The following is a 25,061-nucleotide window of genomic DNA, read 5'->3' as shown; positions in this document are numbered from 1 at the left end:
CGAGAGGTTGCGAGGCAAGTGAGAACGCAGAGCGCTGAAGCTTCCGCTGACCGCGAGCCGCACGGGCACCAGAAGCGACGGCTGCCCAAACCTGCTTCTAACAGGTTCGGATTGGGCAATTGGCACGTACGATCGCGCCTCGTGGCGTTGATCGTCGTACCCACGGCTGTCGCGGTGGGCCTGGGCGGGCTGAACGTGATCACCTCCCTCAGGGACGCCGACACCTACCAGACACTCAGAGAGGTGGCCGAGCTCAGCGAGCAGCTCGGCGCCGTCACGCACGAACTGGCCTTCGAACGGGACGAGACCGCTCTCTACATCGCCCAAGGCCGTCCGGAGAGCCGCGCGGCCCAGCTCCGCACCACCTACAGCGGGGTCGACAACCTCATCGACGAGGCCAAGGTGCGGGCCGGCGCCCTCACCGACACCCACGCCGACTCCGTACGCCCGGTGCTGCGCCGCCTGGAGGAGATCCAGACCCTGCGCGACACCGCCGTCAAGGGCAAGATCCAGCCGCTGCCGATGATCCAGAAGTACTCCCAGATCATCTCCACCCTCCTGCAGTTCCACGACCAGGTGGGACAGGTCGCGGTGGACGACGACATCTCCCACAGCGCCAGCTCCATGGCGGCCATCGCGCGCGCGAAGGAGCAGGCGTCCAAGCAGCGCGGCATCCTGGCCAGCGCCCTGGACAAGAAGAGCTTCGACAGCGGCGAGCTCGACGCGCTCTCCGACGCCAAGGCGCGGGAGGAGAGCGAGGAGACCCTGTTCGCCACCCTCGCCAGCATCGACCAGCTGGAGCTCTACCGCGACACCGTGGTGGGCAGGGACGTCGACCAGACCGACCTGTTCCGGCTGCGGGCCATGGCCCAGTCCGTCGAGGCCAAGCCCCTGAGCATCGGCGTACGGCCGGACAAGGACGTCGGAACCTGGTTCGACGTCAGCACGGGCAAGATCGACGCCCTGCGCAGCGTGGAGAAGTCGCTGGCCTCCTCGGTCATCCTGCGGGCCCGCGCCCTGGAGGAGGCGGCCAACCGGTCGGCGCTGATCTCCGGCGTGCTCATCATGATCCTGCTGATCGTGGTGCTGATCATCATCACCTTCATCGCCCGCTCGCTCATCAGGCCGCTGCGCAGGCTGCGCGGCGAGGCCCTGGACATCGCCGGCAAACGCCTGCCGGAGACCGTGCGGGCGCTCCGCGAGGCGGGTGACGGCAAGGTCGGGCCCGTCCCGCCGATCGGGGTGGACACCCACGACGAGATCGGCGAGGTGGCGCGCGCCTTCGACGAGGTCCACCGCGAGGCGGTCCGGCTGGCCGGCGAGGAGGCGCGGCTGCGCTCGAACGTCAACGCGATGTTCGTGAACCTGTCGCGGCGCAGTCAGACGCTGGTGGAGCGGCAGATCACCCTGATCGACGGTCTGGAGCAGGGTGAGCAGGACGAGCAGCGGCTCGGCAACCTGTTCAAGCTGGACCACCTGGCCACGCGTATGCGGCGCAACAGCGAGAACCTGCTGGTGCTGGCCGGTCAGGACCCGCCGCGGCGCTGGAGCCAGCCGGTCAAGCTGGTCGACGTCGCCCGCGCCTCCCTGTCGGAGGTCGAGAGCTACGAGCGCGTCGTGCTCCAGGTGCCCGACGGCGTGTCGGTGGCCGGCCAGGCCGTCAACGACGTCATCCACCTGCTGGCCGAGCTGGTGGAGAACGCGCTGTCGTTCTCGCCGCGCGAGACCCGGGTGGCGGTGTCGGGCAGCAGGATCGACGGCGGCGGCGTGATGTTGTCGATCACCGACTCCGGCATCGGCATGACCCCCGAGGAGCTGGCCCAGGCCAACGACCGCCTCACCGACTCGCCCAGCGTCGACGTGTCGGTCTCGCGGCGGATGGGCCTGTTCGTGGTCGCCAGGCTGGCCCACCGGCACGGCATCAGGGTGCAGCTCCGTCCGCACAGCTCTGGCGGGCTGACCGCCATGGTGCTCGTCCCGGAGAACATGCTCGGCACGCAGCCGCCCGGGTTCGCGGGCATGCAGCCGGCGGCGGCCGAGAGCACGTCCGGGAGCGAGCCGTACGTGGGGCCGCACGCGGCGCCCCCGGCCACCGACTGGCCGCCGATCTCGGCTCCGCCCGAGGCCGACTGGCCCGCGGCCGCCTCCGCCGCCGGGGCCGACTGGCCGCCCGCGCCGCCCGCGCCGGGAGCCGACTGGCCGCAGGCGCCGCTCACACCGGCGGCCGACTGGCCGCAGGCGCCTCCGGCCGCCGGACAGGACTGGCCGCGGCCCACCTATCAGATGGGCCCCGCGCACCCGTCGTACCCGTCGAACCCGGAGGCGGGGGGCAACTGGCCGCAGTGGCCCTCGTCCGACGGCTGGCCCTCCGACCCGCACGGCGGCGGCTTCGACAGCCACGACATCTGGTCGCCGCCGCGCAACAACGGCGATCGCGGGCTGCCCAAGCGTCCCCCGGCCGAGCCGCCGCCCCCCTGGAAGCAGGACGGCCTCCAGCGCCCGCGGCCCGACTTCCCCGAGACCGAGTCGGCGGCCACCGGCCCGATCCCGCCCGTGCCGCCCGCCTCCGCCGGGGACGACTACCTGCCGATCTTCGCCGCCGTCGAGTCGGCCTGGTTCGGACGCGACGAGGGCGGCTGGGGCTCGACGAAGGCCGACGCCGGCTGGAGCGCCGCCGAGGCGGCGGCCGAGCCGGCCCGCGACGGCACGACCGCGGCCGGCCTGCCCAAACGGGTGCCCAAGGCGAACCTGGTGCCGGGCTCGGCCGACACCTCCGCCTCGCCCAAGGGCGTGTCCCCGATGCCCTCGGTCTCGCCGGACCGGGTGCGGAACAGGTTGTCCAGCTTCCAGCAGGGCTTCCGGGCGGCCCGCGACGACATCACCGAGGGCAGGGCGTTCCAGCCGGGCCCTCGCGGCTCCTACAACGGTGAAGCCCACAACAGTGAAAGAGAGGAGGGCGCATGAACGACCTGAGCCACGCGGCGCGCGGAGTCGACTGGTTGATCACCGACTTCGTCAGCACGGTCCCCGGTGTGGCACATGCGGTGGTCGTCTCGTCCGACGGGTTGCCGCTTGCGGCCTCGTCGGGTTTTCCGGCTGACCGGGCCGACCAGCTGGCCGCCATCGCGTCGGGGCTGGTGAGCCTGACGCAGGGTGCGGCCAGGGTGTTCGAGGGGGGTGCGGTCAACCAGACGATCGTGGAGATGCAGCGCGGGCTGATGCTGATCATGTCGATCAGCGACGGTTCGTGCCTGGCGGTGCTGGCGGCTCCGGACTGTGACATGGGGCTGGTGGCGTACCAGATGACTCTGATGGTGGATCGCGCCGGTCAGGTGCTGACCCCGGCTGTGCGGGCCGAGTTGCGCGCCAGCCAGACCAGGTGATGTAGGTGACGGACCAGAGATGGAACAGCGGCGGCTGGGCGCCTCCGCCCAGGCCACAGCCCCAGTCGCAGCTGCACCCCGACCCCGCCTCGCCCGTCCGCCCGTACGCGGTGACGGGTGGGCGGACGGCGCCCAGGGTCAAACTGGCGATGGAGGCCCTGGTGTCGTCGGCGACGGCCGAGCACCGGGAGTTCTCGCACATCACGCCGGAGTACCAGGCGATCAGCCAGCTGTGCAGGCAGGTCAGGTCCGTGGCCGAGGTGTCGGCGCTGCTGCGGATCCCGCTGGGCGTGGTGCGTGTTCTGATCGCCGACATGGCGGCCGAGGGCCTGGTCCGCGTGCATCAGCCACAGCTGGACGCCGGCAGGCCGGACGTTAATCTGCTCGAAAGGGTGCTCAGTGGACTTCGCAGGCTCTAGCCCCGGCTTGACTTCAACGAAGATCGTGGTGGCCGGCGGTTTCGGGGTGGGCAAGACGACGTTCGTCGGCGCGGTCTCGGAGATCATGCCGTTGACCACCGAGGCGGTGATGACCGACGCCTCCGCGGGGATCGACGACCTGGGCATGACGCCCCTGAAGTCGACCACGACCGTCGCGATGGACTTCGGCCGCGTCTCGCTCGACCGTGACCTGATCCTCTATCTGTTCGGCACGCCGGGCCAGCACCGGTTCTGGTTCATGTGGGACGACCTGGTGCGCGGCGCGATCGGCGCGGTCGTGCTGGTGGACACCCGCCGGCTGGCCGACAGCTTTCCCGCGATCGACTACTTCGAGGAGGCGCAGCTGCCGTTCGTGGTGGGCGTCAACGGCTGGGACGGCCAGTACCCGCACAGCGACGCCGAGGTCCGCGACGCCCTCACGCTGGCCCCCCACATCCCGCTCGTCCGGCTGGACGCGCGCTCCAAGGACGCCGTCAAGAGCGCGCTGATCCAGCTGGTCGAGCACGCCCTGTCGATCAGGATGGCGGTGCCGGGCTGGAGCGGCGGCAGTTGATCCGGCCCGCCGCCGCCCCTCGCGCTCAGCGGGGCCGGGCCTCGATGAGGCTGGCTCCCGAGCCCAGCTCGACGACCTCGGCCAGGCGCAGGTCCGCCCGGTCGAGCAGTGCCGTGTACTGCTCCCGGCTGCGCTCGGCGCCGCCGTCGAAGATCGCCAGCATCCGCATGTCGATGTCCTTGCCCAGGTGCGGCGCCTCGTCGTCGGGCAGCACCACCTCCAGCACCAGGACGCGGCCGCCGGGGTTCATCGCCCGGCGGACGTTGCGCAGGATCGTGACCGCGTCCTCGTCGTCCCAGTTGTGCAGGACGCTGGCCAGCAGGTAGACGTCGCCGCCCGCCGGGACCTCGGTGAAGAAGTCGCCGGTGACGACCTCGCTCCGCTCGCCCAGCCCCTCGGCGGCCAGCAGCTCCCTGGCCCGGTCGGCCACGTGCTCCAGGTCGAACAGGATGCCGCGCATGTCCGGGTTGGCGTGCAGCACCGTGGCCAGGATGTGGCCCTTGCCGCCGGCCACGTCCACCATGGTCGCGGTGGCCGGGAAGTCGTACCGCTTGGCCAGGCCCTCGGTGAAGGGGATCGCGCGGGCGGTCATGTAGTCGTCGAACAGCTTGCCCGCCCCGGGGTTGGCCGCCAGGTAGTCGTACAGGTGGCCGTAGCGGGCGGCGAAGGCCGAGCCGCCGTCGCGGACGGTCGCGGGCAGGTTGCCCATGGCGTGCCAGAAGCCCTCCTCGCCGAGCATCCTGATCGACGAGCGCACCGAGTCGGGCACGTCCGAGCGCAGCGCCGTGCCGCGCTCGGTCAGGTCGAACGTGTCCGGCCCGGCGCCGCGGACCACGCCCATCCCGGCCAGCTCGCGCAGCACGCGGCGCAGCCGGGGGGCGTCGGCCTCGCAGCGGGCGGCCAGGTCGGCGGTGGTGAGCGGACCGTGGGCGAGATGGTCGGCCAGGCCGAGCTCCGCCATGGTCAGCAGAGCGGCGAAGCGCGAGATGTCGGCCACGGCCCCCCAGAGGAGGTCATCCGAGTGGGGCATGGGGTCCTTCCAGAAGTCAGACGTTGCGGTTGGCCTGCCGGTGCCACACCAGCAGGCGGCGCTCGGCCAGCACGAACAGCGAGTTCACCAGGTAGCCGAGGATGCCGAGCAGGGCGATCGCGGCCCACACGCCGGGCCCGTCGAAGCTGCGCTGGGCCTGCAGGAGCTGGTAGCCGATGCCGTCCGTGCTGCCGAACAGCTCGGAGATCACCATGAGGATCAGCGCCAGGGACAGGCTCAGCCGCAGCCCGGCGAAGATCTTCGGCGAGGCGGCGGGGAGCACGACGACGCGCAGGCGCTGTGCCTTGGACAGGCCGAACACGGTGGCGGTCTCGGTGTAGGTGCGGTCCACGGCCCGGACGCCCTCGATCGTGTTGAGCAGCACCGGCCAGATCACGCCGAACACGATCGTGGCGAGCTGCATGCCGAGCTGCGCGTACTCGGTGCGCGCGAACAGCGCGACGAACAGCGGCAGCAGCAGCGGCGGCGGGATCGCCCGGCCGAACTCGAACAGCGCGTCCACGTAGTCGGTGGCCGTCTTGGAACGGCCGAGCGCCACGCCGAGCAGCACCCCGAGCAGCGAGGCCAGGATCCAGCCGCTGAACATGCGGCCGAGGCTGGGCAGGATGTTGCCGATCGCGTCCTCGGTGAGGAACAGGTGGGAGGCGGGCCCGGAGAACCACATTTGGTACATGCTGGTGACGATGGTGAGCGGCGGCGGGAAGTCGCTGTCGTCGATGAGCCGCCCGAGCAGCTCCCAGACGACCAGCACGACCGGCACCACCCACAGCCTGGACAGCCGCCTCACGACTCCGACGCTCCCATCCGGACGCGGTGCCAGCGGAACAGCCGCCGCTCGCCGGCCAGCAGGACGAGGTTCGCGAACACCCCGAACGCCCCGGCCCAGAACGTCGCCGCCATGATCAGGTCCATCCGGTTGCCGCTGCCCGCCTGGATCGTGTAGACGCCGATCCCGGCCGTGCCGCCGGCCAGCAGCTCGGCGCTGACCGCGAGCACGAGCGCGATGCCGGCCGCGATCCTGATGCCGGTCGCGACGAAGGGGGCGGCGCTCGGCAGGCTGACCCGGGCCAGCACGGCCAGGCGGCCGAAGCCGAAGCTGCGCAGCGACTCCTTGGCCAGCGGGTCCACGTCCTGCATGCCGTACAGGGTGTTGATCAGGATCGGCCACATGGACGCGTACACGATGACCGAGACCTTCATCAGGCCGTCCACCGGGATCAGCAGGATCGCCAGCGGGATGATCGCCACCGAGGGGATCGGGCGCATGAACTCCAGCAGCGGCCGGATCGCCCGCTCCACCGGCGGCACCGCCCCCAGCAGCACGCCCAGCGGCACGGCCACGACGATGGCGGCGAGCAGGCCGAGCGCCCAGTTGGTGAGGGTGGTGACCAGGCCCTCCGTGAACACCGGGTCGGCGAGCAGGCGCACGGCTTCGTACAGGATGACGGAGGGCGCCGGGAAGATCACGCCGTCGCTCAGCGCGAAGCGGATGACCAGCTCACCGGCGATGAGGAACCCCGCGGCGCCGGCGGCGCCGCGGAGCAGACGCGCGGTGTTCATCAGCTTGCAGGGGCGGCGATGACCGACTTCACGTCGACCGGGCTGGTGAGGTACTTGTACTCCAGCATCAGGTCGGCGACCTTCTGCAGCCGGTTCTCGTTCAGCTCGCTCGGGTACGTGCCGAGCGTGATCACCGAGGCCGTCTTGGCGTCGATCTTGGTGTACTTCGGCAGCGTCTCCTCGATGACCTTGCGGTCACTGGAGGCGAGCTGCTGCGCCTTGGCGATGGCCCGCTGGAAGGCGGCCAGCGTCTTCGGGTACTTCTGCACCCAGTCCTCGGTGGCCATCCAGCCGGCGATGGGGAAGTCCTCCGTCTGGCCGGTCATGGTGTCGGCGAGCTTGCGGAAGCCGAAGGCGCTCTGGTTGGCGGTGATGAACGGCTCGGTCATCCAGCCCGCGTCCGCCTGCGCGGAGTTGATCGCGTTGCCCTGCTCCGGGAACGGCTTCTCCACGAACTTGACGTCGGACTCGGTCAGGCCGGCGACCTTGAGCTGCGTCTCCACGGCCAGGGTGGCGATGTTCCTGAGGTTGTTGACGTAGATCGTCTTGTCCTTCAGGTCCGCCACCGTCTTGATGGGGGAGTCCTTGGGCACCATGATGTTGAACGTGTTCGGCGCGGCCTGGTACATGTCCGCGACCAGCTTGATCTTCTTGCCCTTGCTCACCGCGAGGAAGGTCGAGACGTAGTTGGTCTGCGAGATGTCGAGCGCGCCGCTCTCGATCTGCGGCAGCGCCGCCGCGCCACCGGTGATGGTGACCGGCTCGACGGTCAGTCCCTCTTCCTTGAAGAAGCCCTTTTCGTTGGCGAGATAGACCGACACAACGTCGGGCACGGGGAGGGCGCCGACCTTGATGGTGGTCTTCTCCAGGCCCTTGCTGTTGGCCGAGCTCTTCGCGGTCTCGCCGCTGCCTCCGCCGCAGCCGGCAAGGGTGAGCGCCAGAGCCACGCCGACGACAATGGCGTGACCGCGCATAGTGCGTGTCATGGGGGGGTTCTCCTACCAGGGGGAAGTTCCGGAGATCGGCACGGGATGCCGGGCGTGAAGCGTACCGGAGCCGACTTCGGATCTACAGCGCTATGCCGCGTATATGTTGGTTTATCGCGAAAATATGACAAATCGGCGCTATAGATGTAAATCTGAAGATTAAGTACGTTTAGTGGTGATATGTCCGTATTGGGACGGTGGTTGCGCTCCGTGTGCGCTGGTATGCGACGTGAAGGGAGTGCGATGTGGAACGGTTGAAAACCACCGAAACGTTGGCCTAAGTATGAGGTTTGTGCTCAAATTGGGCCTCGAACTTGCCTGCGATCACTCGTCCGCGTGACGAAGCCGCTGATTCCCCCTGAAGCAGGCCATGGCGAGAGGTTGCCACCAGTGAGGACAACAACGACCGGATCCGGTCGTGGCCGGGCTCCGGACGCCCCGGAAAAGGCCGCGGACGGCGAGGTGCGGCAGGCCCACCCGCCCAAGGCGGGCAGCCCGTTCGCCCTGCGCAACTGGCGCGTGCGTACCCGCCTCATCGCCCTCATCGCCATTCCCACGCTCGTCGCCGTCGTCCTCGGCGCCCTGCGGGTCACGACGTCGATCAACAGCGCCCAGCAGTACCAGGACATCAGCAGCGTGGGGACCCTGGTCGCACAGCTCGGCGAGCTCGCCCGCGACCTCGGGCTCGAACGCGACCTGGCCACCCGCCACGTCGCCACCAACCGCGGAGCCTCCGACGAGCAGCGGTTGCAGAGCCAGCACGAGATCGTCGACAAGCGCATCGCCAGCACCCTTGAGGTGGGGAAGAAGTCCGAAACGTCGCTGTCCGACCTCGGCAGGAAGTCCCTCGACCACATCCGGATCCGGCTCGGCCAGATCCCCACGATGCGCAAGGCCGTCGCCGAGACCAAGCTCGGCCCGCTGCCCACCAGCGAGAAGTACTCCGAGGTCATCGCCGAACTGCTGCAGCTCTACGACGAGCTCGGCCAGGGCTCCACGGACGAGGAGATCATCGCCACCAGCGCGGCCCTGCGTGCCGTCGCCCGCGCCGAGGAGGAGGCCTCCAAGCAGCGCGGCCTGCTGACCAGCGCCCTGATCAGAGGCTCGTTCGAGGAGCCGGAGTACAACGCCTTCCTCGACGCCCGCTCCCGCCGCAACAGCGAGCGGGACTCCTTCCGCGCCGTCGCCACGCCCGCGCAGCGCCAGTTCTACGACAACACCGTCGCCAGCCTGAAGATCGGCCGCGCCGAGTTCTACGCCAGCCGCGCGGTGCTGCTGCACAACGCCAACCAGTCCCTGCGCCGGCTCGACACCTCGACCAGGGACGACACCGACCAGTGGTTCCAGTCCATCACCGAGACCGTCGAGCGCCTGCACACCGTGCAGAAGTCGCTGTCGGAGCAGATCGCCACCCGAAGCGCCGACATCGCCAGCAGCGACCGGCAGCTCGCGGCGATCAACATCGGCATCGTGGTGGGCCTGCTCGTCCTGGTCCTCGCGATCACCGCCCTGATGGCCGGCTCGCTGGTGCGCCCGCTGCGCCGCCTGCGCTCGGACGCCCTGAAGATCGCCGGCCAGACGCTGCCCGACCTGGTCCGGCAGCTGCGCAACACCGACGTCAGCCCGGAACAGCTCCAGGTCCCGCCGATCGAGGTCAACTCCAAGGACGAGATCGGTGAAGTCGCCCGCGCCTTCGACGAGGTCCACCGCGAAGCCGTCCGGCTGGCCGGTGAGGAGTCCAGGCTCCGCTCGAACGTCAACGCGATGTTCGTGAACCTGTCGCGGCGCAGTCAGACCCTGGTGGAGCGGCAGATCACCCTGATCGACGGTCTGGAGCAAGGCGAGCAGGACGAGCAGCGGCTCGGCAACCTGTTCAAGCTGGACCACCTGGCCACGCGCATGCGGCGCAACAGCGAGAACCTGCTGGTCCTGGCCGGCCAGGATCCGCCGCGGCGCTGGAGCCAGCCGGTCAAGCTGGTCGACGTCGCCCGCGCCTCCCTGTCGGAGGTCGAGAACTACGAGCGCGTCGTCCTGGAGGTGCCCGAGGGCGTCTCCATCGCCGGCCAGGCCGTCAACGACGTCATCCACCTGCTGGCCGAGCTCATCGAGAACGCGCTGTCGTTCTCCCCGCGCGAGACCCGCGTCCCCGTCTCCGGCAGCAGGATCGACGGCGGCGGGATCATGCTCTCCATCAGCGACTCCGGCATCGGCATGACCGGCGAGGAACTGGTCCAGGCCAACGAGCGCCTGACCGACGCCCCCACCGTGGACGTGTCGGTCTCCCGCCGCATGGGCCTGTTCGTGGTCGCCAGGCTGGCCCACCGCCACGGCATCAGGGTGCAGCTCCGCCCGCACGGCTCCGGCGGCCTGACCGCCATGGTCCTCATCCCCGAGACGCTGCTCGGCGCGCAGCCCGCCGCGGTCGCCGGCGCGGGCGGCAACACCGCCGCCACGACCGCCCGCGAGGACGCCTTCGCCGCCTCCCAGCCCGCCGCCGGGGCCCAGCAGTGGCCCGGCGCCTCGGGCTTCGGGCTCGCCCCCGGGCACCCGTCCTACCCGTCGTACCCGTCCGAGCCGGCCGGCGGGTCGTGGCCGTCGATGCCGAACTCGCTGCCGTCCTCGATGCCGCAGTGGCCCTCGACGGAGTCGACGAACACCGGCTCCGACTGGCTGCCGGACTCGTCGTCCGACGTCTGGGTGTCCTCGCGCGGGCCGGTCACCGGGGAGCACGCGCCGCCGCAGCGCGGCCTGCCCCCCGAGGAGCCCCGCGCCTGGTCGGCTCCGCCGCAGGAGACGTCGCCCGCGTCCAAGTACGACTACCCCGAGACCGAGTCGGCGGCGACCGGCCCGATCCCCGTCGTCAAGCCCGCCTCCGGCGGGGACGAATACCTGCCGATATTCGCCGCGGTGGAGTCGGCCTGGTTCGACCAGGGCGAGCCGAGCGCCACCTGGGGCTCGGCCAAGGCCGACGCCGGCTGGAACGCGGCGGCGTCCGTGGTGGAGCCCGTACGCGACGGCTCGACGGCGGCCGGGCTGCCCAAGCGGGTGCCCAAGGCCAACCTGGTGCCCGGATCGGCGGACACGGCGTCCGCGCCCAAGGGCGTGGCTCCCATGCCCTCGGTCTCGCCCGACCGGGTGCGCAGCAGGTTGTCGAGCTTCCAGCAGGGCTTCCGAGCAGCGCGTGACGACATCAGCGAGGGCAGGACATACCAATCCGGCCCGAGGAACGACAGTAGGGAGGAGGGCGCGTGAATGACCTGAGCCACTCGGCGCGCGGAGTCGACTGGTTGATCACCGACTTCGTCAGTACCGTCCCGGGGGTCGCGCACGCGGTGGTCGTGTCATCCGACGGGTTGCCGCTCGCGGCTTCGTCGGGTTTTCCGGCTGACCGGGCTGATCAGCTGGCCGCCATCGCGTCGGGACTGGTGAGTCTCACGCAGGGCGCGGCCAGGGTCTTCGAGGGTGGTGCGGTCAACCAGACGATCGTGGAGATGCAGCGCGGGCTGATGCTGATCATGTCGATCAGCGACGGCTCGTGCCTGGCGGTCCTGGCGGCTCCCGACTGCGACATGGGACTGGTGGCGTACCAGATGACCTTGATGGTGGATCGCGCCGGTCAGGTGCTGACCCCGGCGGTGCGCGCGGAGCTGCGCGCCAGCCAGACCAGGTGATGTAGGTGACGGATTCCTGGAACAGCGGTGGTTGGGAGCCCCAGCCGCCGGTCAGCTCGGACCCGGCCTCGCCGGTGCGCCCGTACGCGGTGACGGGCGGGCGTACCGCGCCCAAGGTCAAGCTGGCCATGGAGGCCCTGGTCTCGTCGGCTACGGCCGAACACCGGGAGTTCTCCCACATCACCCCCGAGTACAAGGCGATCAGCCAGCTCTGCCGTCAGGTTCGGTCGGTCGCCGAGGTGTCGGCGCTGCTGCGGATCCCGCTCGGTGTGGTGCGTGTTCTGATCGCTGACATGGCGGCCGAGGGCCTGGTACGGGTGCATCAGCCGCAGCTGGATGCGGGTAGGCCGGACGTCAACCTGCTGGAAAGGGTGCTCAGTGGACTTCGCAGGCTCTAGCCCCGGTCTGACCTCGACGAAGATCGTGGTGGCCGGCGGCTTCGGCGTGGGCAAGACGACGTTCGTCGGCGCGGTCTCGGAGATCATGCCGCTCACGACGGAGGCCGTCATGACGGACGCCTCCGCGGGCATCGACGACCTGGGCATGACGCCGCTGAAGTCGACCACGACCGTCGCGATGGACTTCGGCCGCGTCTCGCTCGACCGCGACCTGATCCTGTACCTGTTCGGCACGCCCGGACAGCACCGGTTCTGGTTCATGTGGGACGACCTCGTGCGCGGCGCCATCGGCGCCGTCGTCCTGGTCGACACCCGCCGCCTGGCCGACAGCTTCCCCGCGATCGACTACTTCGAGGAGGCGCAGCTCCCCTTCATCGTGGGGATCAACGGCTGGGACGGCACGTACGCCCACAGCGACGCCGAGGTCCGTGACGCCCTCACGCTGGCCCCCCACATCCCGCTGGTGCGTCTCGACGCCCGCCAGAAGGACTCGGTCAAAAGCGCTCTGATCAACCTCGTCGAGCACGCGTTGACCGTCCGGATGGCCGTGCCAGGCTGGAGCGGCTAGGAGAGCGGATAGGCTGAAGTCTTAGACGTACATTCGCTTCGAGGACTGGCCAACCACGTGTTCGAGACGCTTTCCGACCGGCTGACATCGGTCTTCTCCTCCCTCCGATCCAAGGGTCGGTTGTCCGACGCCGACATCGACGCCACCACCCGCGAGATCCGCATCGCCCTGCTTGAGGCCGATGTCGCGCTCCCGGTGGTCAAGGCGTTCGTCGCCCAGGTCAAGGAGCGCGCCCGCGGCGCCGAGGTCTCCCAGGCGCTCAACCCGGCGCAGCAGGTCGTCAAGATCGTCAATGACGAGCTGATCGAGATCCTCGGCGGCGAGACCCGCAGGCTCCGCTTCGCCAAGACCGCGCCGACCGTCGTCATGCTCGCGGGTCTCCAGGGCGCCGGCAAGACCACCCTGGCCGGCAAGCTGGCCCGGTGGCTGCGCGATCAGGGCCACGCGCCCCTGCTGGTCGCCGCCGACCTCCAGCGGCCCAACGCCGTGCAGCAGCTCCAGGTCGTGGGCGAGCGCGCCCAGGTCGCCGTCTTCGCGCCCGAGCCGGGCAGCGGCGTCGGCGACCCGGTCGACGTCGCCCGCCGCTCGATCGACGAGGCCCGGCGGCTCAACCACGACATCGTCATCATCGACACCGCCGGTCGCCTGGGCATCGACCAGGAGATGATGAAGCAGGCCGCCGACATCCGCGACGCGGTCCGCCCCGACGAGGTCCTGTTCGTGGTCGACGCCATGATCGGCCAGGACGCCGTCACCACGGCCCAGGCGTTCATGGACGGCGTCGGCTTCGACGGCGTCGTGCTGACCAAGCTCGACGGCGACGCCCGCGGCGGCGCCGCGCTGTCGGTGCGGCACATCACCGGCCGCCCGATCATGTTCGCCTCCACCGGCGAGAAGCTGGAAGACTTCGACGCCTTCCACCCCGACCGGATGGCCTCCCGCATCCTCGACATGGGTGACATCCTCACCCTGATCGAGCAGGCGCAGAAGACGTTCGACGAGGAGCAGGCCGCCAAGATGGCGGGCAAGCTCACCTCGGGCGAGAACTTCACGCTCGACGACTTCCTCGAGCAGATGATGATGGTCCAGAAGATGGGCCCCATCAAGAACCTGCTCGGCATGATGCCCGGCATGGGGCAGATGCGCGACCAGCTCAACTCCATCGACGACCGCGACCTCGACCGCATCGCCGCCATCATCCGCTCGATGACGCCCGGCGAGCGGCAGGACCCGAAGATCATCAACGGCTCCCGCCGCGCCCGCATCGCCGCCGGCTCCGGCGTCACGGTCAGCGCCGTGAGCAACCTCGTCACGCGCTTCTTCGAGGCGCAGAAGATGATGAAGCGGGTGGCCGGGGGCATGGGGCTGCCGGGCATGCCCGGGGGGCGCGGGAAGGCGTCCAAGGCCCAGAAGAAGGCCAAGAAGGGGCGGCGCGTCAGCGGCGACCCGCGCAAGGCGGGCCTGGAGAAGTCGGCTTCCCCGTCGCCCGACGGTGAGGGCGGCGCGCCCAAGGCCGGGGGAGTGCTGGGGAACCTGGGCGGCAAGCTGCCGCCGGGGCTCGAACTGCCGCCGGGCTTCGACCCGTCGAAGCTGAAGCTGCCCGGGCAGTAACCGCGCCGACCGGGGCGGGCACCCGTTCCGCCCGCCCCTGCCCGGCCTGCACGTCTGCCCGGCCTGCACTTTTGCCGGGTCTGCACATTTGCCCGGCCTGCCCGGCCTGCGCGGCCTGCGCGGCCTGCCCGGCCTGCCCGGCCTGCCCGGCCTGTGCGTCTGCTGGGCCTGCGCTTTTGCCGGGCCTGCGGGTTTGCACGGCCTGCGCGTTTGCACGGCCTGCGCGTTTGCTGGGGCCTGCCGCGTCCGCCTCTCGCGCCTGCTTGTCGGGCAGGTCCTTTTCACGTGTTGTCTGGCGTGTAGCTGTCTATTGCGTGGCCTTCTGTCGCGCGTCTCCTTGCCGGGCGCGTGCCTGTCCCTGACCACGACCCTGGGCTGGCCGACCGGCGCGTCCGTCTGTCCGCCGCGCCTGTCTGGCGCCCGACTCGGAGCCGTGTCTCTTACGCGTGCCATGGCGGGCCTCGCCCCGCACCGGAAGCTCTGGGCATCCAGGCGCGCCCTTACACCTGCGTCCCTTGCGGCGGCGGCCCCTTGCGATGGCGGCCCCTTACGCCGGCGCCCCTGTGCTGGCGGTCCCTGTGCTGGCGGCCCTTGCGGTGGCGGTCCCTGTGCTGGTGGCCCTTGCGTCGTCGGTGCTGTGCCGGCGGGTTTTGGCGCCGGTCTTGCTCGCCCCGGTGCCCCCTTCGCGCCGATTCTTCTCGTACTACCCCTACTCGCGCCGCCTTCATGACGGTGGTTTGCGCGTCGGGCTGTGTCGCTGTTCGCCGGTGTGTTCGCGCTCGCCCGAACGGGTGCGCGCCCGGGACCGTGGTCGGTCACCGGGCGCGCGGATGTGAGGCCGTTCGGCCTGCTCTAACGGCAGAGGAGCATCCACTGAAGAGCGGGGTCCATGAGGAGCCACCCTGAGGCGGCCGTTACGGGCATCCACATCGGCAGGCCGGTGAGCGGCGACCTCTGGGTCACCCAGGCGTCTTCGTGCGCCGGACCGAACTCGCCGCCATGATCGCCGGGCCATTGATGGCCGCTGGGGTCGCCGTGGTGGTGCGGCTCATGCGGGTTGTACGGCCACTCGCAAGGGGGCCAGTGGCTCTTCTCGTACGGCTTGTGAGTCTTGTGCGGCTTGTGAGTGCAGTCATGCGTGGGCGTCGGGCTCGGCGCGGGCGTCGGCGTCACAGTGGGCGTCGGCGTCACAGTGGGCGTCGGGTTCGGCGTCGGCGTCACGGTGGGTGTCGGCGTGACCGTGGGTGTGGGTGTCACGGTGGGTGTCGGCGTCACCGTGGGTGTGGGCGTCACGGTCGGCGTGGGCGTCGGTGTCACGGTGGGCGTAGGAGTGACGGTCGGCGTCGGCGTCACGGTGGGCGTCGGGTTCGGCGTCGGCGTGACGGTGGGCGTCGGTGTCACGGTGGGTGTGACCGTGGGGGTGGGTGTCACGGTGGGCGTAGGGGTGACGGTGGGCGTGGGGGTCGGGGTCACCGTGGGGGTGATCGTGGGCGTCGGGGTGGGCTGGTTGGGGACGCAGTTGACCTCCACCCGGCCGATGGTCACCTCCGTGAGCGGCCCCTCGTAGACGACGTTCCCGTCGGCGTCCCGCAGGCTGGCCGAGATCGAGATCGTCATGTCCGCCTCGGCGGAGGTCGCGTCGTTCGTCGTGGCGTTGTCGGTCCTGACCACCGTCAGGATCCCGTCGTACACGCCGGGGTACCCGAGCTGCGCGCCCGTCGCGGGCACCTCCGTGGTCCCCTGGTCCACGGGCACGCCAAGCACCGTGATGGTCCCCGGCGCCGCCTGCACGGATGCCATCGCCGGAGCCGGCGGCGTGCACCGCGCGTGCGTCTCCACATTGCCCGTGACCAGCAGCGGCTCGGACGCGTCCGGGTTCAGCTGAAGGGTGTTGACGACCAGTTGGGCGCTGGCCTCCCAGACGTCCGGCGCGTCGAGGCCGTCGGCCTGGATCTGTTCGTTGGCCAGGCTGACGAAGTCGGTGACCCCGTCGGGGTCGCTCCAGTCGCCGGTGTCGGTGCCGGGGTCGGGCCCGACGGACGCCGTGCCCCAGGTGCCGGAGAAGCCCGGCTGGCCCAGTTCCGGGATCTCGGTGATGGTCAGGCCGATACCGTTGGCGTTGGCGAACTCGCCCGCCGCGGCGGTGGCCGTAAGCCCGAACAAGGCGCCGGTGAGCAGGACGGACGCGCCGGCGGTGAGCAGCCGCGCGCGCGTGAACAGCGGATTGGTCGTGGTGGTCACCCACCCATTCCGCAGGGAAGTTGATCAAGTCGGGCGAGGTGACACGCGGCCCTTGCCGAGCCTTTGCCGCGGCCTGCCGGGACAGGTCGAAGGCACTGTCCGCGGTCTGGCAGAATGACATGTTGGAACATCGTGACCAGGTGGGTGCCCTCTCATCTCCTGCCGGCCACGCCTGTCCCTGGAACGTCCTCTCATCGTGCCCCACTCGATGAGGTGCCGTTCACCCACGCTCGAATGCAGGAGAGACCACACCAGTGGCAGTCAAGATCAAGCTCAAGCGGCTCGGCATGATCCGCAACGCTCAGTACCGAATCGTCGTCGCCGACAGCCGCACCAAGCGTGACGGCCGGGCGATCGAGGAGATCGGCCTGTACCACCCGAAGGAAAACCCTTCGCGCATCGAGGTCAACGCCGAGCGTGCGGCCTACTGGCTGGGTGTCGGCGCGCAGCCGACCGAGCCGGTGCTCAAGCTGCTCAAGCTCACCGGTGACTGGCAGAAGTTCAAGGGGGAGGCCGCCCCGGCGCCGCTGCTGGTCGCCGAGCCCGCGCCCGACCGTCACGCCCTCTACGAGGCCGCGGCCAAGGAGGCGCTGTCCGGTGGCGACACCGGCACGGCCGCCACCACGGCGCCCAAGCGTGCCAAGAAGAAGGAAGAGGCTGAGGCCGCCCCCGCCGCCGAGACCCCGACCGAGGGCGAGGGCTGACGTGCTCGAGGAGGCTCTCGAGCACCTCGTTAAGGGCATCGTCGAACATCCCGACGATGTCCGGGTCCGCGCTCGCCGCATTCGCAGCGGGCGCGTCCTGGAGGTCCGGGTGCACCCCGAGGACCTGGGCAAGGTCATCGGACGCGGCGGGCGCACCGCCAAGGCGCTGCGCACCGTTGTGAACGCCCTGGCCGACGGGAAGTACGTACGGGTCGATCTGCTCGACCTGGACGAAGCAGTCCGTTAGCGTCAGGAATTCGCGCCCTCATCGGTCCCGAAGGGGCTGATGGGGGCGCTTGCGTTAGGAGAAGGTGGGTTTACGTGCAGCTGGTCGTCGGCCGGATAGGCCGTCCGCACGGTGTACGCGGCGAGGTCACCGTGGAGGTGCGCACCGACGATCCCGAGCTGCGCTTCGCCGAGGGCGTGGCAGTCGCGACCGACCCGGCGAGCGCGGGGCCGCTCGTGGTCGAGAGCCGCCGCTGGCACAAGGGCGTGCTGCTGATCGCGTTCGAGGGGGTTCACGGCCGCGACGCCGCCGAGGAGCTCCGGGGCACCATGCTGGTCATCGACTCCGCCGACGTGGAGTCGTCGGACGACCCGGACGAGTTCCACGACCACCAGCTCGTCGGGCTGGCGGTGGAGACCGTGTCGGGCGAGCCCGTCGGCGAGGTCACCGACGTGCTGCACCACGGCCAGGACCTGCTGGTCGTACGCCGGCGCGGGCAGGACGACGCGCTCATCCCGTTCGTGAAGGCCCTGGTGCCCGAGGTCGATCTGACGGGCGGGCGCCTGGTCGTCGACCCGCCAGAGGGCCTGCTGTGATGCGCCTCGACATCATCTCCATCTTTCCCGAGTACTTCGCCCCGCTCGACGTCTCGCTGATCGGCAAGGCGCGCGAGCGCGGCACCCTCGACGTACGCGTCCACCAGCTCCGCGACTGGGCGCACGACGTGCACAGGACGGTCGACGACACGCCGTACGGCGGCGGTCCCGGCATGGTGATGAAGCCCGAGGTCTGGGGCGAGGCCATCGACTCGGTGATCGGCGACGGCGCTCCGCGGGTCATCGTGCCGACGCCGAGCGGGCGGCCGTTCACCCAGGAAATGGCCCAGGAGCTGGCCGCCGAGCCGTGGCTGCTGTTCGCCTGCGGGCGCTACGAGGGCATCGACTCGCGCGTCATGGCCGAGTACGGCGCCCGGCTGCGGGTCGATGAGGTCAGCATCGGCGACTACGTGCTGGCCGGCGGTGAGGTCGCGGTGCTGGTGATGGTCGAGGCCGTCGGCAGGCTGCTGCCCGGCGTGCTGGGCAACGCCCAGTCGGCCGTGGACGACTCCTTCGCGCCGGGTTCGATGCAGAACCTGGTGGAAGGCCCGGTCTACACCAAGCCGCCGGTCTGGCGCGGGCACGAGGTTCCCGCGGTGCTGCTGTCCGGGCATCACGGAAAAGTCGCCCGATGGCGACGGGACGAGGCGCTCCGGCGTACGGTGCGGAACCGGCCGGAACTGGCCGCGGCGCTCGATCCAGAGACGCTCGACAAGCACGACAGGAAGCTGCTCGACGAGCTCTCGTTTCGCGTCCGGCCGGAAGATGTGGCAAACTGAATCGCTGCCGACCATCACACGGTTGGTCCGTCATGCCCGGGTAACGGTCCCGGGTTCATCAAATCAGCAAGCGTGTCCGCCGCGAGCTCCGGCCGGGTGGACCTCCGCGTGCTCGCGAGGACTTGAGGACAGCTCTCATGCACACGAAGATCCAGGAGCTCGAGAAGGCGACCCTTCGGAGCGACGTCCCGGCGTTCCGCCCCGGTGACACGCTCGAGGTCCACGTACGAGTCGTCGAAGGCAACCGCTCCCGTATCCAGGTCTTCAAGGGTTTCGTGCTGCGCCGGCAGGGCAGCGGCGCCCGCGAGACCTTCACGGTCCGCAAGGTCAGCTACGGCGTCGGCGTCGAGCGCACCTTCCCGGTGCACAGCCCGGTCATCGAGAAGATCGTGCTCGTGACCCGCGGTGACGTGCGTCGCGCCAAGCTCTACTACATGCGCGACCTGCGCGGCAAGGCCGCCCGCATCCGCGAGAAGCGTGAGTCCACGCCCGCGAAGTAACCCCAATCTTTTCCGAAAGGCCCGTGCACCGCACGGGCCTTTCGGCTTTGCGGGGCCATTTCCTTTATGTGGAGCGACTCGTGCGTGGGTGTAACGTCGGTCGAGGCTTGTCGAGCCGTTCCATCATCTAGGCTCGTCAGCGATGACAAGCGAAGACCAGGAGCACGGCGCCTCGCGCCGCCCTGTCGAGGACGAGGTGGACGTGGTCGCCGAAGAGACTCAGAAGCCAGCAAAGGGCGACAAGGAGAAGAAGGGGTCGTTCTGGAAAGAACTCCCCGTACTTGTCGTTGTGGCCCTCGTGCTGGCCCTGATCATCAAGACGTTCGTGATCCAGGCCTTCTACATTCCGTCGGAGTCCATGGAGAACACCCTGCTCAAGAACGACAGGGTCCTGGTCAACAAGCTCGTCTACCACACCCGTGACATCGAGCGCGGCGACGTGGTCGTCTTCTCCGGCGTCGACTCCTGGGACGGCGAGTTCGAGGTCGAGGAGCCGTCCAATCCGATCGCGGGCTTCTTCCGCTGGGTCGGCACGGCCTTCGGCGTCGTCCCCGGGGAGAAGGACTACATCAAGCGGGTCATCGGCGTGGGCGGCGACCACGTCAAGTGCTGCGACTCCAAGGGGCGCATCACGGTCAACGGCACGGCCATCGACGAGGAGAGCTACCTCTATCCGGGCAATGTGCCGTCCGACCGGTTCTTCGACATCACCGTGCCGCCCGGGCGGCTGTGGGTGATGGGCGACCACCGTTCCGTCTCGCTCGACTCCCGCTCGCACACCGGCGACCAGGGCGGCGGCTCGATCCCCGAAGGTCAGGTCATCGGCCGGGCCTTCGTGATCGTCTGGCCGTTCAACCGGGCGGGCGTGTTGTCCATACCCGACACCTTCGCGCAGCCCGCGCTCCAGGCACTCGGAGGGGCCGTACCGCTGGTGGCCGGGTTCGGGCTGGCCGTACCCTTGGTCCTGGTTCGTCGGCGCCGGTTGGGGAGGAAGCGCTGATGGCCGTCACCAAGAAGGCGGAGGGCGTGGCCAAAGAGAAGAAAAAGGGCGGCTTCCGGGAGACCGTCCTGCTGCTGGTGCTCGGCGTGGGCATCGCGTTGTTGCTCCAGGCGTTCGTGATCGGGTCGTTCTACATCCCGTCGGAGTCGATGGAGAACACCCTGCTCATCAACGACCGGGTCTTCGTCAACAAGCTGGCGGGCGATCCCGAGCGCGGCGACATCGTAGTCTTCAAGGGCTGGCGCACCGGCGAGGACACCATCAAGCGGGTCATCGGCGTCGGCGGCGACAAGGTGGTGTGCTGCGACTCCAAGCATCGCATCAGCGTCAACGGCACGCCGCTCGACGAGGAGTCCTACCTCTACCCCGGCGACTTCGGCGGCGGCGACAAGTTCAGCGTCACCGTCCCGGCCGGCAAACTGTGGCTGATGGGCGACCACCGCACCGCCTCGGCGGACTCGCGGGCCCACATGGACGAGCCCGGCGGCGGCTTCATCTCCGTCGACGACGTGATCGGCAAGGCGGTCGTCCGCTACTGGCCGCTGTCGCGCGGCTACCTGTTCTCCACGCCCGAGACTTTCGACAAGGTCAAGTAAGGGGCTTTCGGTCGCGGTTTGCGGCGAATGGGGCGTACGCTTCGAGTGTCATGACAGTTGCGTTCCGCCCTCGACCAAGCGTCGTCCGGCGCGATTCCGGACTCTACGCCTACGAGCGGGCGCTGGCCCGCCGTGGGCTGACCCCGATCGCGGGCGTCGACGAGGCGGGCCGTGGCGCCTGCGCCGGGCCGCTGGTCGTCGCGGCCGTCGTCCTGCGCAGGGAGATCGACGGTCTCGGTGACTCCAAGGTGCTGTCCCCGCCGGTGCGCGAGCGCATGTACGACCGCGTCGTCGCCACCGCCCACGTGGGCGTCGTGGTGATCCCGGCCGCCGAGATCGACGCCCGGGGGCTGCACAGGAGCAACATCTCCGGAATGCGGCGGGCTGTGGCGCAGTTGCCATGTGATCCGGAGTACATCCTCACGGACGGCTTCCCGGTGCCCGGAATGCCCGCGCCGTCCCTGGCGGTGTGGAAGGGGGATCAGGTGGCCGCCTGCGTGGCGGCCGCGTCGATCGTGGCCAAGGTGACGAGGGACCGCCTCATGGTCGAGCTGGATCGAAGGTTCCCTCAGTACGGTTTTGCCGAGCACAAGGGGTATGTCACGCCAGGACACCGTTTGGCACTGGAGAGACACGGCCCGTGCCCCGAACACCGTTACTCCTTCGTCACGGTGGCCAGAGGGATGGGTGAAAATGAGATGGGGGCCGGGGTTGCCTGAGCAGGCGAACCGGGGGACCGGTACGACAGGAGGACCGCGATGAGCGCAGAGGATCTCGAAAAATACGAAACCGAGATGGAGCTGCAGCTTTACCGCGAATACCGTGATGTCGTCGGTTTGTTCACATACGTCGTGGAGACTGAGCGTCGGTTCTACCTGACCAACTCGGTCGACCTCGACGTCCGTACGGCGGAGAACGGCGACGTCTTCTTCGATGTGAAGATGCAGGACGCCTGGGTGTGGGACATGTACCGGCCGGCGCGGTTCGTGAAGAACGTGCGGGTGGTCACGTTCAAGGATGTGAACGTGGAGGAACTGGCCAAGGCCGACCTGGAGATGCCCAAGGAAGGGTTCTCGGGGTAGGTCGAAGGGGCGCCGTCGAGGCGGGGGCCGGTGGGGCGGCGGGTGTTGCTGGTGGGTCCGGCGGTGGGGGTGTGTTGGGCTCGGTTGAGCTTGTGCTCGCACCTGGAGTTCCAGGGTTCTGGGGGTGGGCGTGACGGCGCGGCTGCCACGCCGCATCGGGGGACTCATCGCTCTAGGCGGCTATTGGTCCCAGGAAGTCTCGTTGCTGGTTGACCAACGCTGACCTCATCGGCCCCGATGCCTTGCACAATGCGCCTGCACCTGCTGAGCACCGCCGCCTCCTGCACGCTGGCCCCATACTGCACGCTGAGCACCCGCCTGCTGCCAGCTGGGTGCTGTCGGCACATGTTGGGCCCTGCAGGACGTTGGGCGCTGCCGGGACACGTTGGGCGCTGCGGGCACACGCTGAGCGCCATGAGCGCATGCTGGGGCGTCATCCGGCTGCGATGGTCGTCGTCGAGCGCAGGGTGAGGGTCGCCGGGCAGGCGGAAGCATTAGCCAGTTCAGACTAGCGACGCCTGGCCCGCGATGAGCGTCGGCAGCCGGCTCAAGATGAGCGCCATTTGGCCCACGATGCAGGCGTCTGCCGGCCTCCGCCACGCGCTGCCGGCCTCCGCCACGCGCTGCCGGCCTCCGCCACGCGCTGCCGGCCTCCGCCACGCGCTGCCGGCCTCCGCCACGCGCTGCCCGCCTCCTCCCACGTGTTGCCCGTCATGTGCCGCCTCGTGGGATGGGTTCCGCGTCCTACCTACACCGTCGCCGCCAGCGGTCCGCATCGCTTCAGGAGCCGTGGAGGGCCGCAGGGCCGTAGTGCTCATGATGCGCCTCCGCCGCCTCTGCGCTGTGCAGTGGCCGACTGTCGTGCCATGGCTAGCCGCCTCGGGCAGGACGGTCACAGCGCACATCGCACCTGATCACACAAGGCTCTGACCCGTTCCGTCATCCCGGCTGGATGCACAGATGACGCCCCTCGATGGCCCGGCAACGAGCCTCGGTTGCGTGGAGTTATCCACAAGCCACCGCCCAGCTCTCCCCGCTATCCCCAGAATCCCGTTCGCCTCCGTCTGATCTCCCCGCCATCCGCCAAGGTCGGTGACCGAACACAGCACCGACGACGGACGAAGGGACGCCACCCATGGCTCCGAAAGACGAGCTCGGCAAAGAAGGCGAGCACCTGGCCGCGATCTACCTCGAAGCCAAGGGAATGACGATCCTCGAACGCAATTGGCGCTGCCGTCGCGGCGAGATCGACATCATCGCCCTGGACGGTCAGGTCCTGGTGGTCGTCGAGGTCAAGACCAGATCGAGCAGATCCCACGGCACAGCCCTGGAATCCGTGAACCACACCAAACTGGCGCGGCTCCGCATGCTGGCCGCCAAATGGCTGTCGGCGCAGTCCCGGTCCTTCGAAGCCGTACGCATAGACGTGATCGCCCTTGAGCGCTTCGCGGGCAACTTCGCCCTGCGCCACATACGGGGGGCGATCTAGATGGCCGTGGCCCGCACCCGCAGCGTCGCGCTGGTCGGTGTGAGCGGCCGCAGCGTCGAGGTCGAGGCCGACGTGGGCAACGGCCTGGCCGGCATCCACCTCATCGGCCTGCCCGACACAGCGCTCAGCGAGGCCCGCGACCGGGTGCGATCCGCCGTGGTCAACAGCAGTTACCCATGGCCGGACGCCCGCATCACCGTCAGCCTCTTCCCCGCCAGCCTCCCCAAGCGCGGATCCCAGTTCGACCTCGCCATCGCCATGGCCATCCTGGGAGCCGCAGGAGTCGTCCCGGCGGAGCGCATCGCCGAGCCCTTCTTCCTGGGCGAGCTCGGTCTCGACGGCCGCATCAGGCCCGTGCGCGGAGTGCTCCCGTCCATCCTCGGTGCCGCGGCGGCGCACGAAGACGCCACGATCATCGTCCCGTCGGAGAATTCGGGGGAAGCGGGCCTGGTCCCCGACGTGAACGTGGTCCCGGTGGCTCACCTGCGCCAGCTGGTCGAGTGGCTACGCAAAGGCGACAAGCCACCCGAACCCGAGGTCGCTGGCCTCGTCGACACGCCCAAGCCCGTGGCCCAGCCCGCCGTCGACCTGGCGGACGTCGTCGGCCAGCCCGTGGCCCGCCGGGCGTTGGAGGTGTGCGCCGCAGGCGGCCACAACCTGTGGATGGTGGGCCCGCCCGGCACCGGCAAGACCCTGCTGGCCGAACGCCTTCCCACCCTCCTGCCGGACCTGGAGCTCGACCACGCCCTGGAGGTCACGGCCATCCACTCCGTCGCGGGGTTGCTGCCACCCGACAGTCCCATGATCAACCGTCCGCCGTTCGTCAGCCCCCACCACACGGCGACGGCGGCCGCCATCATCGGTGGCGGCAGCACGGTCGTCCGTCCGGGAGCGGTCTCCCTCGCGCACAGGGGCGTGCTGTTCATGGACGAGGCCCCCGAGTTCCCTCGTCACGTCCTCGACTCGTTGCGGCAACCGCTGGAGTCGGGGCGCGTCACGGTGTCCAGATCCGCGGCGTCGGTCACGTTCCCCGCCCGGTTCATGCTGGTGCTGGCCGCCAATCCGTGCCCCTGCGCCCAGGCCGACGACCAGGCCGGCGCGACCTGCCGCTGCTCGCCCACCACAAGACGTCGATATCTGGGCCGGCTGTCCGGTCCCCTCCTCGACCGCATCGACATGAAGGTCACGGTCGCCCGTTCGTCCAGACGCGAGCTCCTGGCCGACCGCCACTTCGTCGAATCCAGCGAAACAGTGGCCGAACGCGTCCTGCTGGCCCGCGAGCGCGCCGTCAAACGCCTGGCCCACACCCCCTGGCGGACGAACGCCGAGATCCCCTCATCCGTCCTCCACTCCGACCTCCGTCCGTCCGATGCGGCGATGAAGCCCATGACCTCCTGCCTCGACTCTGGCTCCCTCACCGCCCGCGGCCTCGACCGCACGCTGCGCGTCGCCTGGACCCTCGCCGACCTCGCCGGCAAAGACCGCCCAGAAGAAGACGAGACCACCGCAGCCCTCGGCTTCTGGCTCGGAGTACAACCGTGACCCCGGCCGTCCGCCTGCACACGAACCCGCCCATGAAGATCACCAGGAGGTCCCTGTGATTAGTCCAGAGCATGAGGCACGTGCG

The 25,061-nt window shown here is 69.6% G+C and carries 25 protein-coding genes; 20 read left to right on the top strand and 5 right to left on the bottom strand.

Annotated features, from left to right (window positions below; genetic code table 11):
• Window positions 1–141: 141 nt before the first annotated feature.
• From ACWEJ6_RS30475 to ACWEJ6_RS30460, 4 genes are all read left to right on the top strand, one after another.
• Window positions 142–2,964 (top strand): sensor histidine kinase, encoded by a 2,823-nt coding sequence (locus tag ACWEJ6_RS30475; RefSeq protein WP_387667756.1) that lies wholly within the window; start codon window positions 142–144, stop codon window positions 2,962–2,964.
• A complete protein-coding gene (locus tag ACWEJ6_RS30470; protein ID WP_020546542.1) occupies window positions 2,961–3,383 on the top strand; it encodes a roadblock/LC7 domain-containing protein in 423 nt (140 codons plus the stop codon). Before ACWEJ6_RS30475 ends, ACWEJ6_RS30470 begins: the two co-directional genes overlap by 4 nt.
• Before the next feature lie 71 nt (window positions 3,384–3,454).
• Window positions 3,455–3,802, top strand: coding sequence for a DUF742 domain-containing protein (locus ACWEJ6_RS30465; RefSeq protein ID WP_352350491.1), 348 nt, complete (start codon window positions 3,455–3,457; stop codon window positions 3,800–3,802).
• Window positions 3,803–3,809: 7 nt separating this feature from the next.
• Entirely contained in the window at window positions 3,810–4,376 is a 567-nt protein-coding gene (locus tag ACWEJ6_RS30460) for a GTP-binding protein (protein ID WP_352350291.1), read from the top strand.
• Window positions 4,377–4,401: 25 nt separating this feature from the next.
• On the opposite strand, the gene ACWEJ6_RS30455 is transcribed toward ACWEJ6_RS30460, so the two are convergent.
• From ACWEJ6_RS30455 to ACWEJ6_RS30440, 4 genes are read right to left on the bottom strand one after another with little or no spacing between them, the layout of a single operon-like run.
• Window positions 4,402–5,406, bottom strand: a complete 1,005-nt coding sequence (locus ACWEJ6_RS30455) for a methyltransferase (RefSeq protein WP_358283726.1) — start codon at window positions 5,404–5,406, stop codon at window positions 4,402–4,404.
• Between the two features lie 16 nt (window positions 5,407–5,422).
• Entirely contained in the window at window positions 5,423–6,214 is a 792-nt protein-coding gene (locus ACWEJ6_RS30450; RefSeq protein ID WP_452428170.1) for an ABC transporter permease, read from the bottom strand.
• Window positions 6,211–6,987, bottom strand: a complete 777-nt coding sequence (locus ACWEJ6_RS30445) for an ABC transporter permease (protein ID WP_358283732.1) — start codon at window positions 6,985–6,987, stop codon at window positions 6,211–6,213. The genes ACWEJ6_RS30450 and ACWEJ6_RS30445 overlap by 4 nt, the downstream gene beginning before the upstream one ends.
• Complete coding sequence (locus ACWEJ6_RS30440; RefSeq protein ID WP_358283734.1) at window positions 6,987–7,973, bottom strand: ABC transporter substrate-binding protein; 987 nt, start codon at window positions 7,971–7,973, stop codon at window positions 6,987–6,989. The genes ACWEJ6_RS30445 and ACWEJ6_RS30440 overlap by 1 nt, the downstream gene beginning before the upstream one ends.
• Window positions 7,974–8,363: 390 nt before the next feature.
• Between ACWEJ6_RS30440 and ACWEJ6_RS30435 the strand changes: the two genes are divergently transcribed.
• The 5 genes from ACWEJ6_RS30435 to ffh are packed head-to-tail and all read left to right on the top strand — an operon-like array spanning window position 8,364 to window position 14,221.
• A complete protein-coding gene (locus tag ACWEJ6_RS30435) occupies window positions 8,364–11,225 on the top strand; it encodes a nitrate- and nitrite sensing domain-containing protein (RefSeq protein ID WP_452428167.1) in 2,862 nt (953 codons plus the stop codon).
• A complete protein-coding gene (locus tag ACWEJ6_RS30430) occupies window positions 11,222–11,644 on the top strand; it encodes a roadblock/LC7 domain-containing protein (RefSeq protein WP_352350301.1) in 423 nt (140 codons plus the stop codon). The genes ACWEJ6_RS30435 and ACWEJ6_RS30430 overlap by 4 nt, the downstream gene beginning before the upstream one ends.
• A 5-nt stretch (window positions 11,645–11,649) precedes the next feature.
• A complete protein-coding gene (locus ACWEJ6_RS30425) occupies window positions 11,650–12,042 on the top strand; it encodes a DUF742 domain-containing protein (RefSeq protein WP_352350303.1) in 393 nt (130 codons plus the stop codon).
• Between the two features lie 7 nt (window positions 12,043–12,049).
• Window positions 12,050–12,610, top strand: coding sequence for a GTP-binding protein (locus ACWEJ6_RS30420; protein ID WP_352350493.1), 561 nt, complete (start codon window positions 12,050–12,052; stop codon window positions 12,608–12,610).
• A 57-nt stretch (window positions 12,611–12,667) separates the two neighbouring features.
• Window positions 12,668–14,221 carry a signal recognition particle protein gene (gene ffh / locus ACWEJ6_RS30415; RefSeq protein ID WP_358283740.1) on the top strand — a complete coding sequence of 518 codons (1,554 nt, stop codon included), beginning with the start codon at window positions 12,668–12,670 and terminating at the stop codon, window positions 14,219–14,221.
• Between the two features lie 852 nt (window positions 14,222–15,073).
• On the opposite strand, the gene ACWEJ6_RS30410 is transcribed toward ffh, so the two are convergent.
• A complete protein-coding gene (locus ACWEJ6_RS30410) occupies window positions 15,074–16,462 on the bottom strand; it encodes a hypothetical protein (protein ID WP_452428164.1) in 1,389 nt (462 codons plus the stop codon).
• A 254-nt stretch (window positions 16,463–16,716) separates the two neighbouring features.
• On the opposite strand from ACWEJ6_RS30410, the gene rpsP reads away from it, so the two are divergent.
• The 11 genes from rpsP to ACWEJ6_RS30355 all read left to right on the top strand — a co-directional run bounded on the left by rpsP (window position 16,717) and on the right by ACWEJ6_RS30355 (window position 24,976).
• Complete coding sequence (rpsP, locus tag ACWEJ6_RS30405; RefSeq protein WP_352329496.1) at window positions 16,717–17,166, top strand: 30S ribosomal protein S16; 450 nt, start codon at window positions 16,717–16,719, stop codon at window positions 17,164–17,166.
• Window position 17,167: 1 nt separating this feature from the next.
• On the top strand, window positions 17,168–17,413 hold the full coding sequence (locus ACWEJ6_RS30400) for an RNA-binding protein (RefSeq protein ID WP_020546537.1): 246 nt from the start codon (window positions 17,168–17,170) through the stop codon (window positions 17,411–17,413).
• 74 nt (window positions 17,414–17,487) lie between these two features.
• The gene (gene rimM, locus ACWEJ6_RS30395) at window positions 17,488–17,988 is read left to right on the top strand and encodes a ribosome maturation factor RimM (protein WP_358283744.1); all 501 of its coding nucleotides are present in this window, start codon (window positions 17,488–17,490) and stop codon (window positions 17,986–17,988) included.
• The gene (gene trmD, locus ACWEJ6_RS30390; protein WP_364389021.1) at window positions 17,988–18,767 is read left to right on the top strand and encodes a tRNA (guanosine(37)-N1)-methyltransferase TrmD; all 780 of its coding nucleotides are present in this window, start codon (window positions 17,988–17,990) and stop codon (window positions 18,765–18,767) included. Before rimM ends, trmD begins: the two co-directional genes overlap by 1 nt.
• Before the next feature lie 137 nt (window positions 18,768–18,904).
• Window positions 18,905–19,267, top strand: a complete 363-nt coding sequence (gene rplS, locus ACWEJ6_RS30385) for a 50S ribosomal protein L19 (RefSeq protein ID WP_352350313.1) — start codon at window positions 18,905–18,907, stop codon at window positions 19,265–19,267.
• A 142-nt stretch (window positions 19,268–19,409) separates the two neighbouring features.
• Window positions 19,410–20,267 carry a signal peptidase I gene (gene lepB, locus ACWEJ6_RS30380; protein WP_387667740.1) on the top strand — a complete coding sequence of 286 codons (858 nt, stop codon included), beginning with the start codon at window positions 19,410–19,412 and terminating at the stop codon, window positions 20,265–20,267.
• Complete coding sequence (lepB, locus tag ACWEJ6_RS30375) at window positions 20,267–20,863, top strand: signal peptidase I (protein WP_352330985.1); 597 nt, start codon at window positions 20,267–20,269, stop codon at window positions 20,861–20,863. Before lepB (ACWEJ6_RS30380) ends, lepB (ACWEJ6_RS30375) begins: the two co-directional genes overlap by 1 nt.
• A 50-nt stretch (window positions 20,864–20,913) precedes the next feature.
• Complete coding sequence (locus ACWEJ6_RS30370; protein ID WP_452428160.1) at window positions 20,914–21,582, top strand: ribonuclease HII; 669 nt, start codon at window positions 20,914–20,916, stop codon at window positions 21,580–21,582.
• 39 nt (window positions 21,583–21,621) lie between these two features.
• Window positions 21,622–21,945 carry a DUF2469 domain-containing protein gene (locus ACWEJ6_RS30365; RefSeq protein ID WP_026215037.1) on the top strand — a complete coding sequence of 108 codons (324 nt, stop codon included), beginning with the start codon at window positions 21,622–21,624 and terminating at the stop codon, window positions 21,943–21,945.
• A gap of 1,135 nt (window positions 21,946–23,080) precedes the next feature.
• Complete coding sequence (locus ACWEJ6_RS30360; RefSeq protein ID WP_352350319.1) at window positions 23,081–23,434, top strand: YraN family protein; 354 nt, start codon at window positions 23,081–23,083, stop codon at window positions 23,432–23,434.
• Window positions 23,435–24,976, top strand: a complete 1,542-nt coding sequence (locus ACWEJ6_RS30355; RefSeq protein ID WP_452428157.1) for a YifB family Mg chelatase-like AAA ATPase — start codon at window positions 23,435–23,437, stop codon at window positions 24,974–24,976.
• The last annotated feature ends 85 nt before the right edge of the window (window positions 24,977–25,061 follow it).

Source organism: Nonomuraea sp. NPDC004702 (assembly GCF_053601695.1).
Note: the sequence above shows the minus strand (reverse complement) of the source record. Positions and strands in the feature narration are given on the sequence as shown.

Coding starts and splice junctions, on each gene's coding strand:
- ACWEJ6_RS30470 (WP_020546542.1), top strand. CDS start 2,961: ATGAACGACCTGAGCCACGCGGCGCGCGGAGTCGACTGGTTGATCACC.
- ACWEJ6_RS30455 (WP_358283726.1), bottom strand. CDS start 5,406: ATGCCCCACTCGGATGACCTCCTCTGGGGGGCCGTGGCCGACATCTCG.
- ACWEJ6_RS30445 (WP_358283732.1), bottom strand. CDS start 6,987: ATGAACACCGCGCGTCTGCTCCGCGGCGCCGCCGGCGCCGCGGGGTTC.
- ACWEJ6_RS30440 (WP_358283734.1), bottom strand. CDS start 7,973: ATGACACGCACTATGCGCGGTCACGCCATTGTCGTCGGCGTGGCTCTG.
- trmD (WP_364389021.1), top strand. CDS start 17,988: ATGCGCCTCGACATCATCTCCATCTTTCCCGAGTACTTCGCCCCGCTC.
- rplS (WP_352350313.1), top strand. CDS start 18,905: ATGCACACGAAGATCCAGGAGCTCGAGAAGGCGACCCTTCGGAGCGAC.
- lepB (WP_387667740.1), top strand. CDS start 19,410: ATGACAAGCGAAGACCAGGAGCACGGCGCCTCGCGCCGCCCTGTCGAG.
- lepB (WP_352330985.1), top strand. CDS start 20,267: ATGGCCGTCACCAAGAAGGCGGAGGGCGTGGCCAAAGAGAAGAAAAAG.
- ACWEJ6_RS30370 (WP_452428160.1), top strand. CDS start 20,914: ATGACAGTTGCGTTCCGCCCTCGACCAAGCGTCGTCCGGCGCGATTCC.
- ACWEJ6_RS30365 (WP_026215037.1), top strand. CDS start 21,622: ATGAGCGCAGAGGATCTCGAAAAATACGAAACCGAGATGGAGCTGCAG.
- ACWEJ6_RS30360 (WP_352350319.1), top strand. CDS start 23,081: ATGGCTCCGAAAGACGAGCTCGGCAAAGAAGGCGAGCACCTGGCCGCG.
- ACWEJ6_RS30355 (WP_452428157.1), top strand. CDS start 23,435: ATGGCCGTGGCCCGCACCCGCAGCGTCGCGCTGGTCGGTGTGAGCGGC.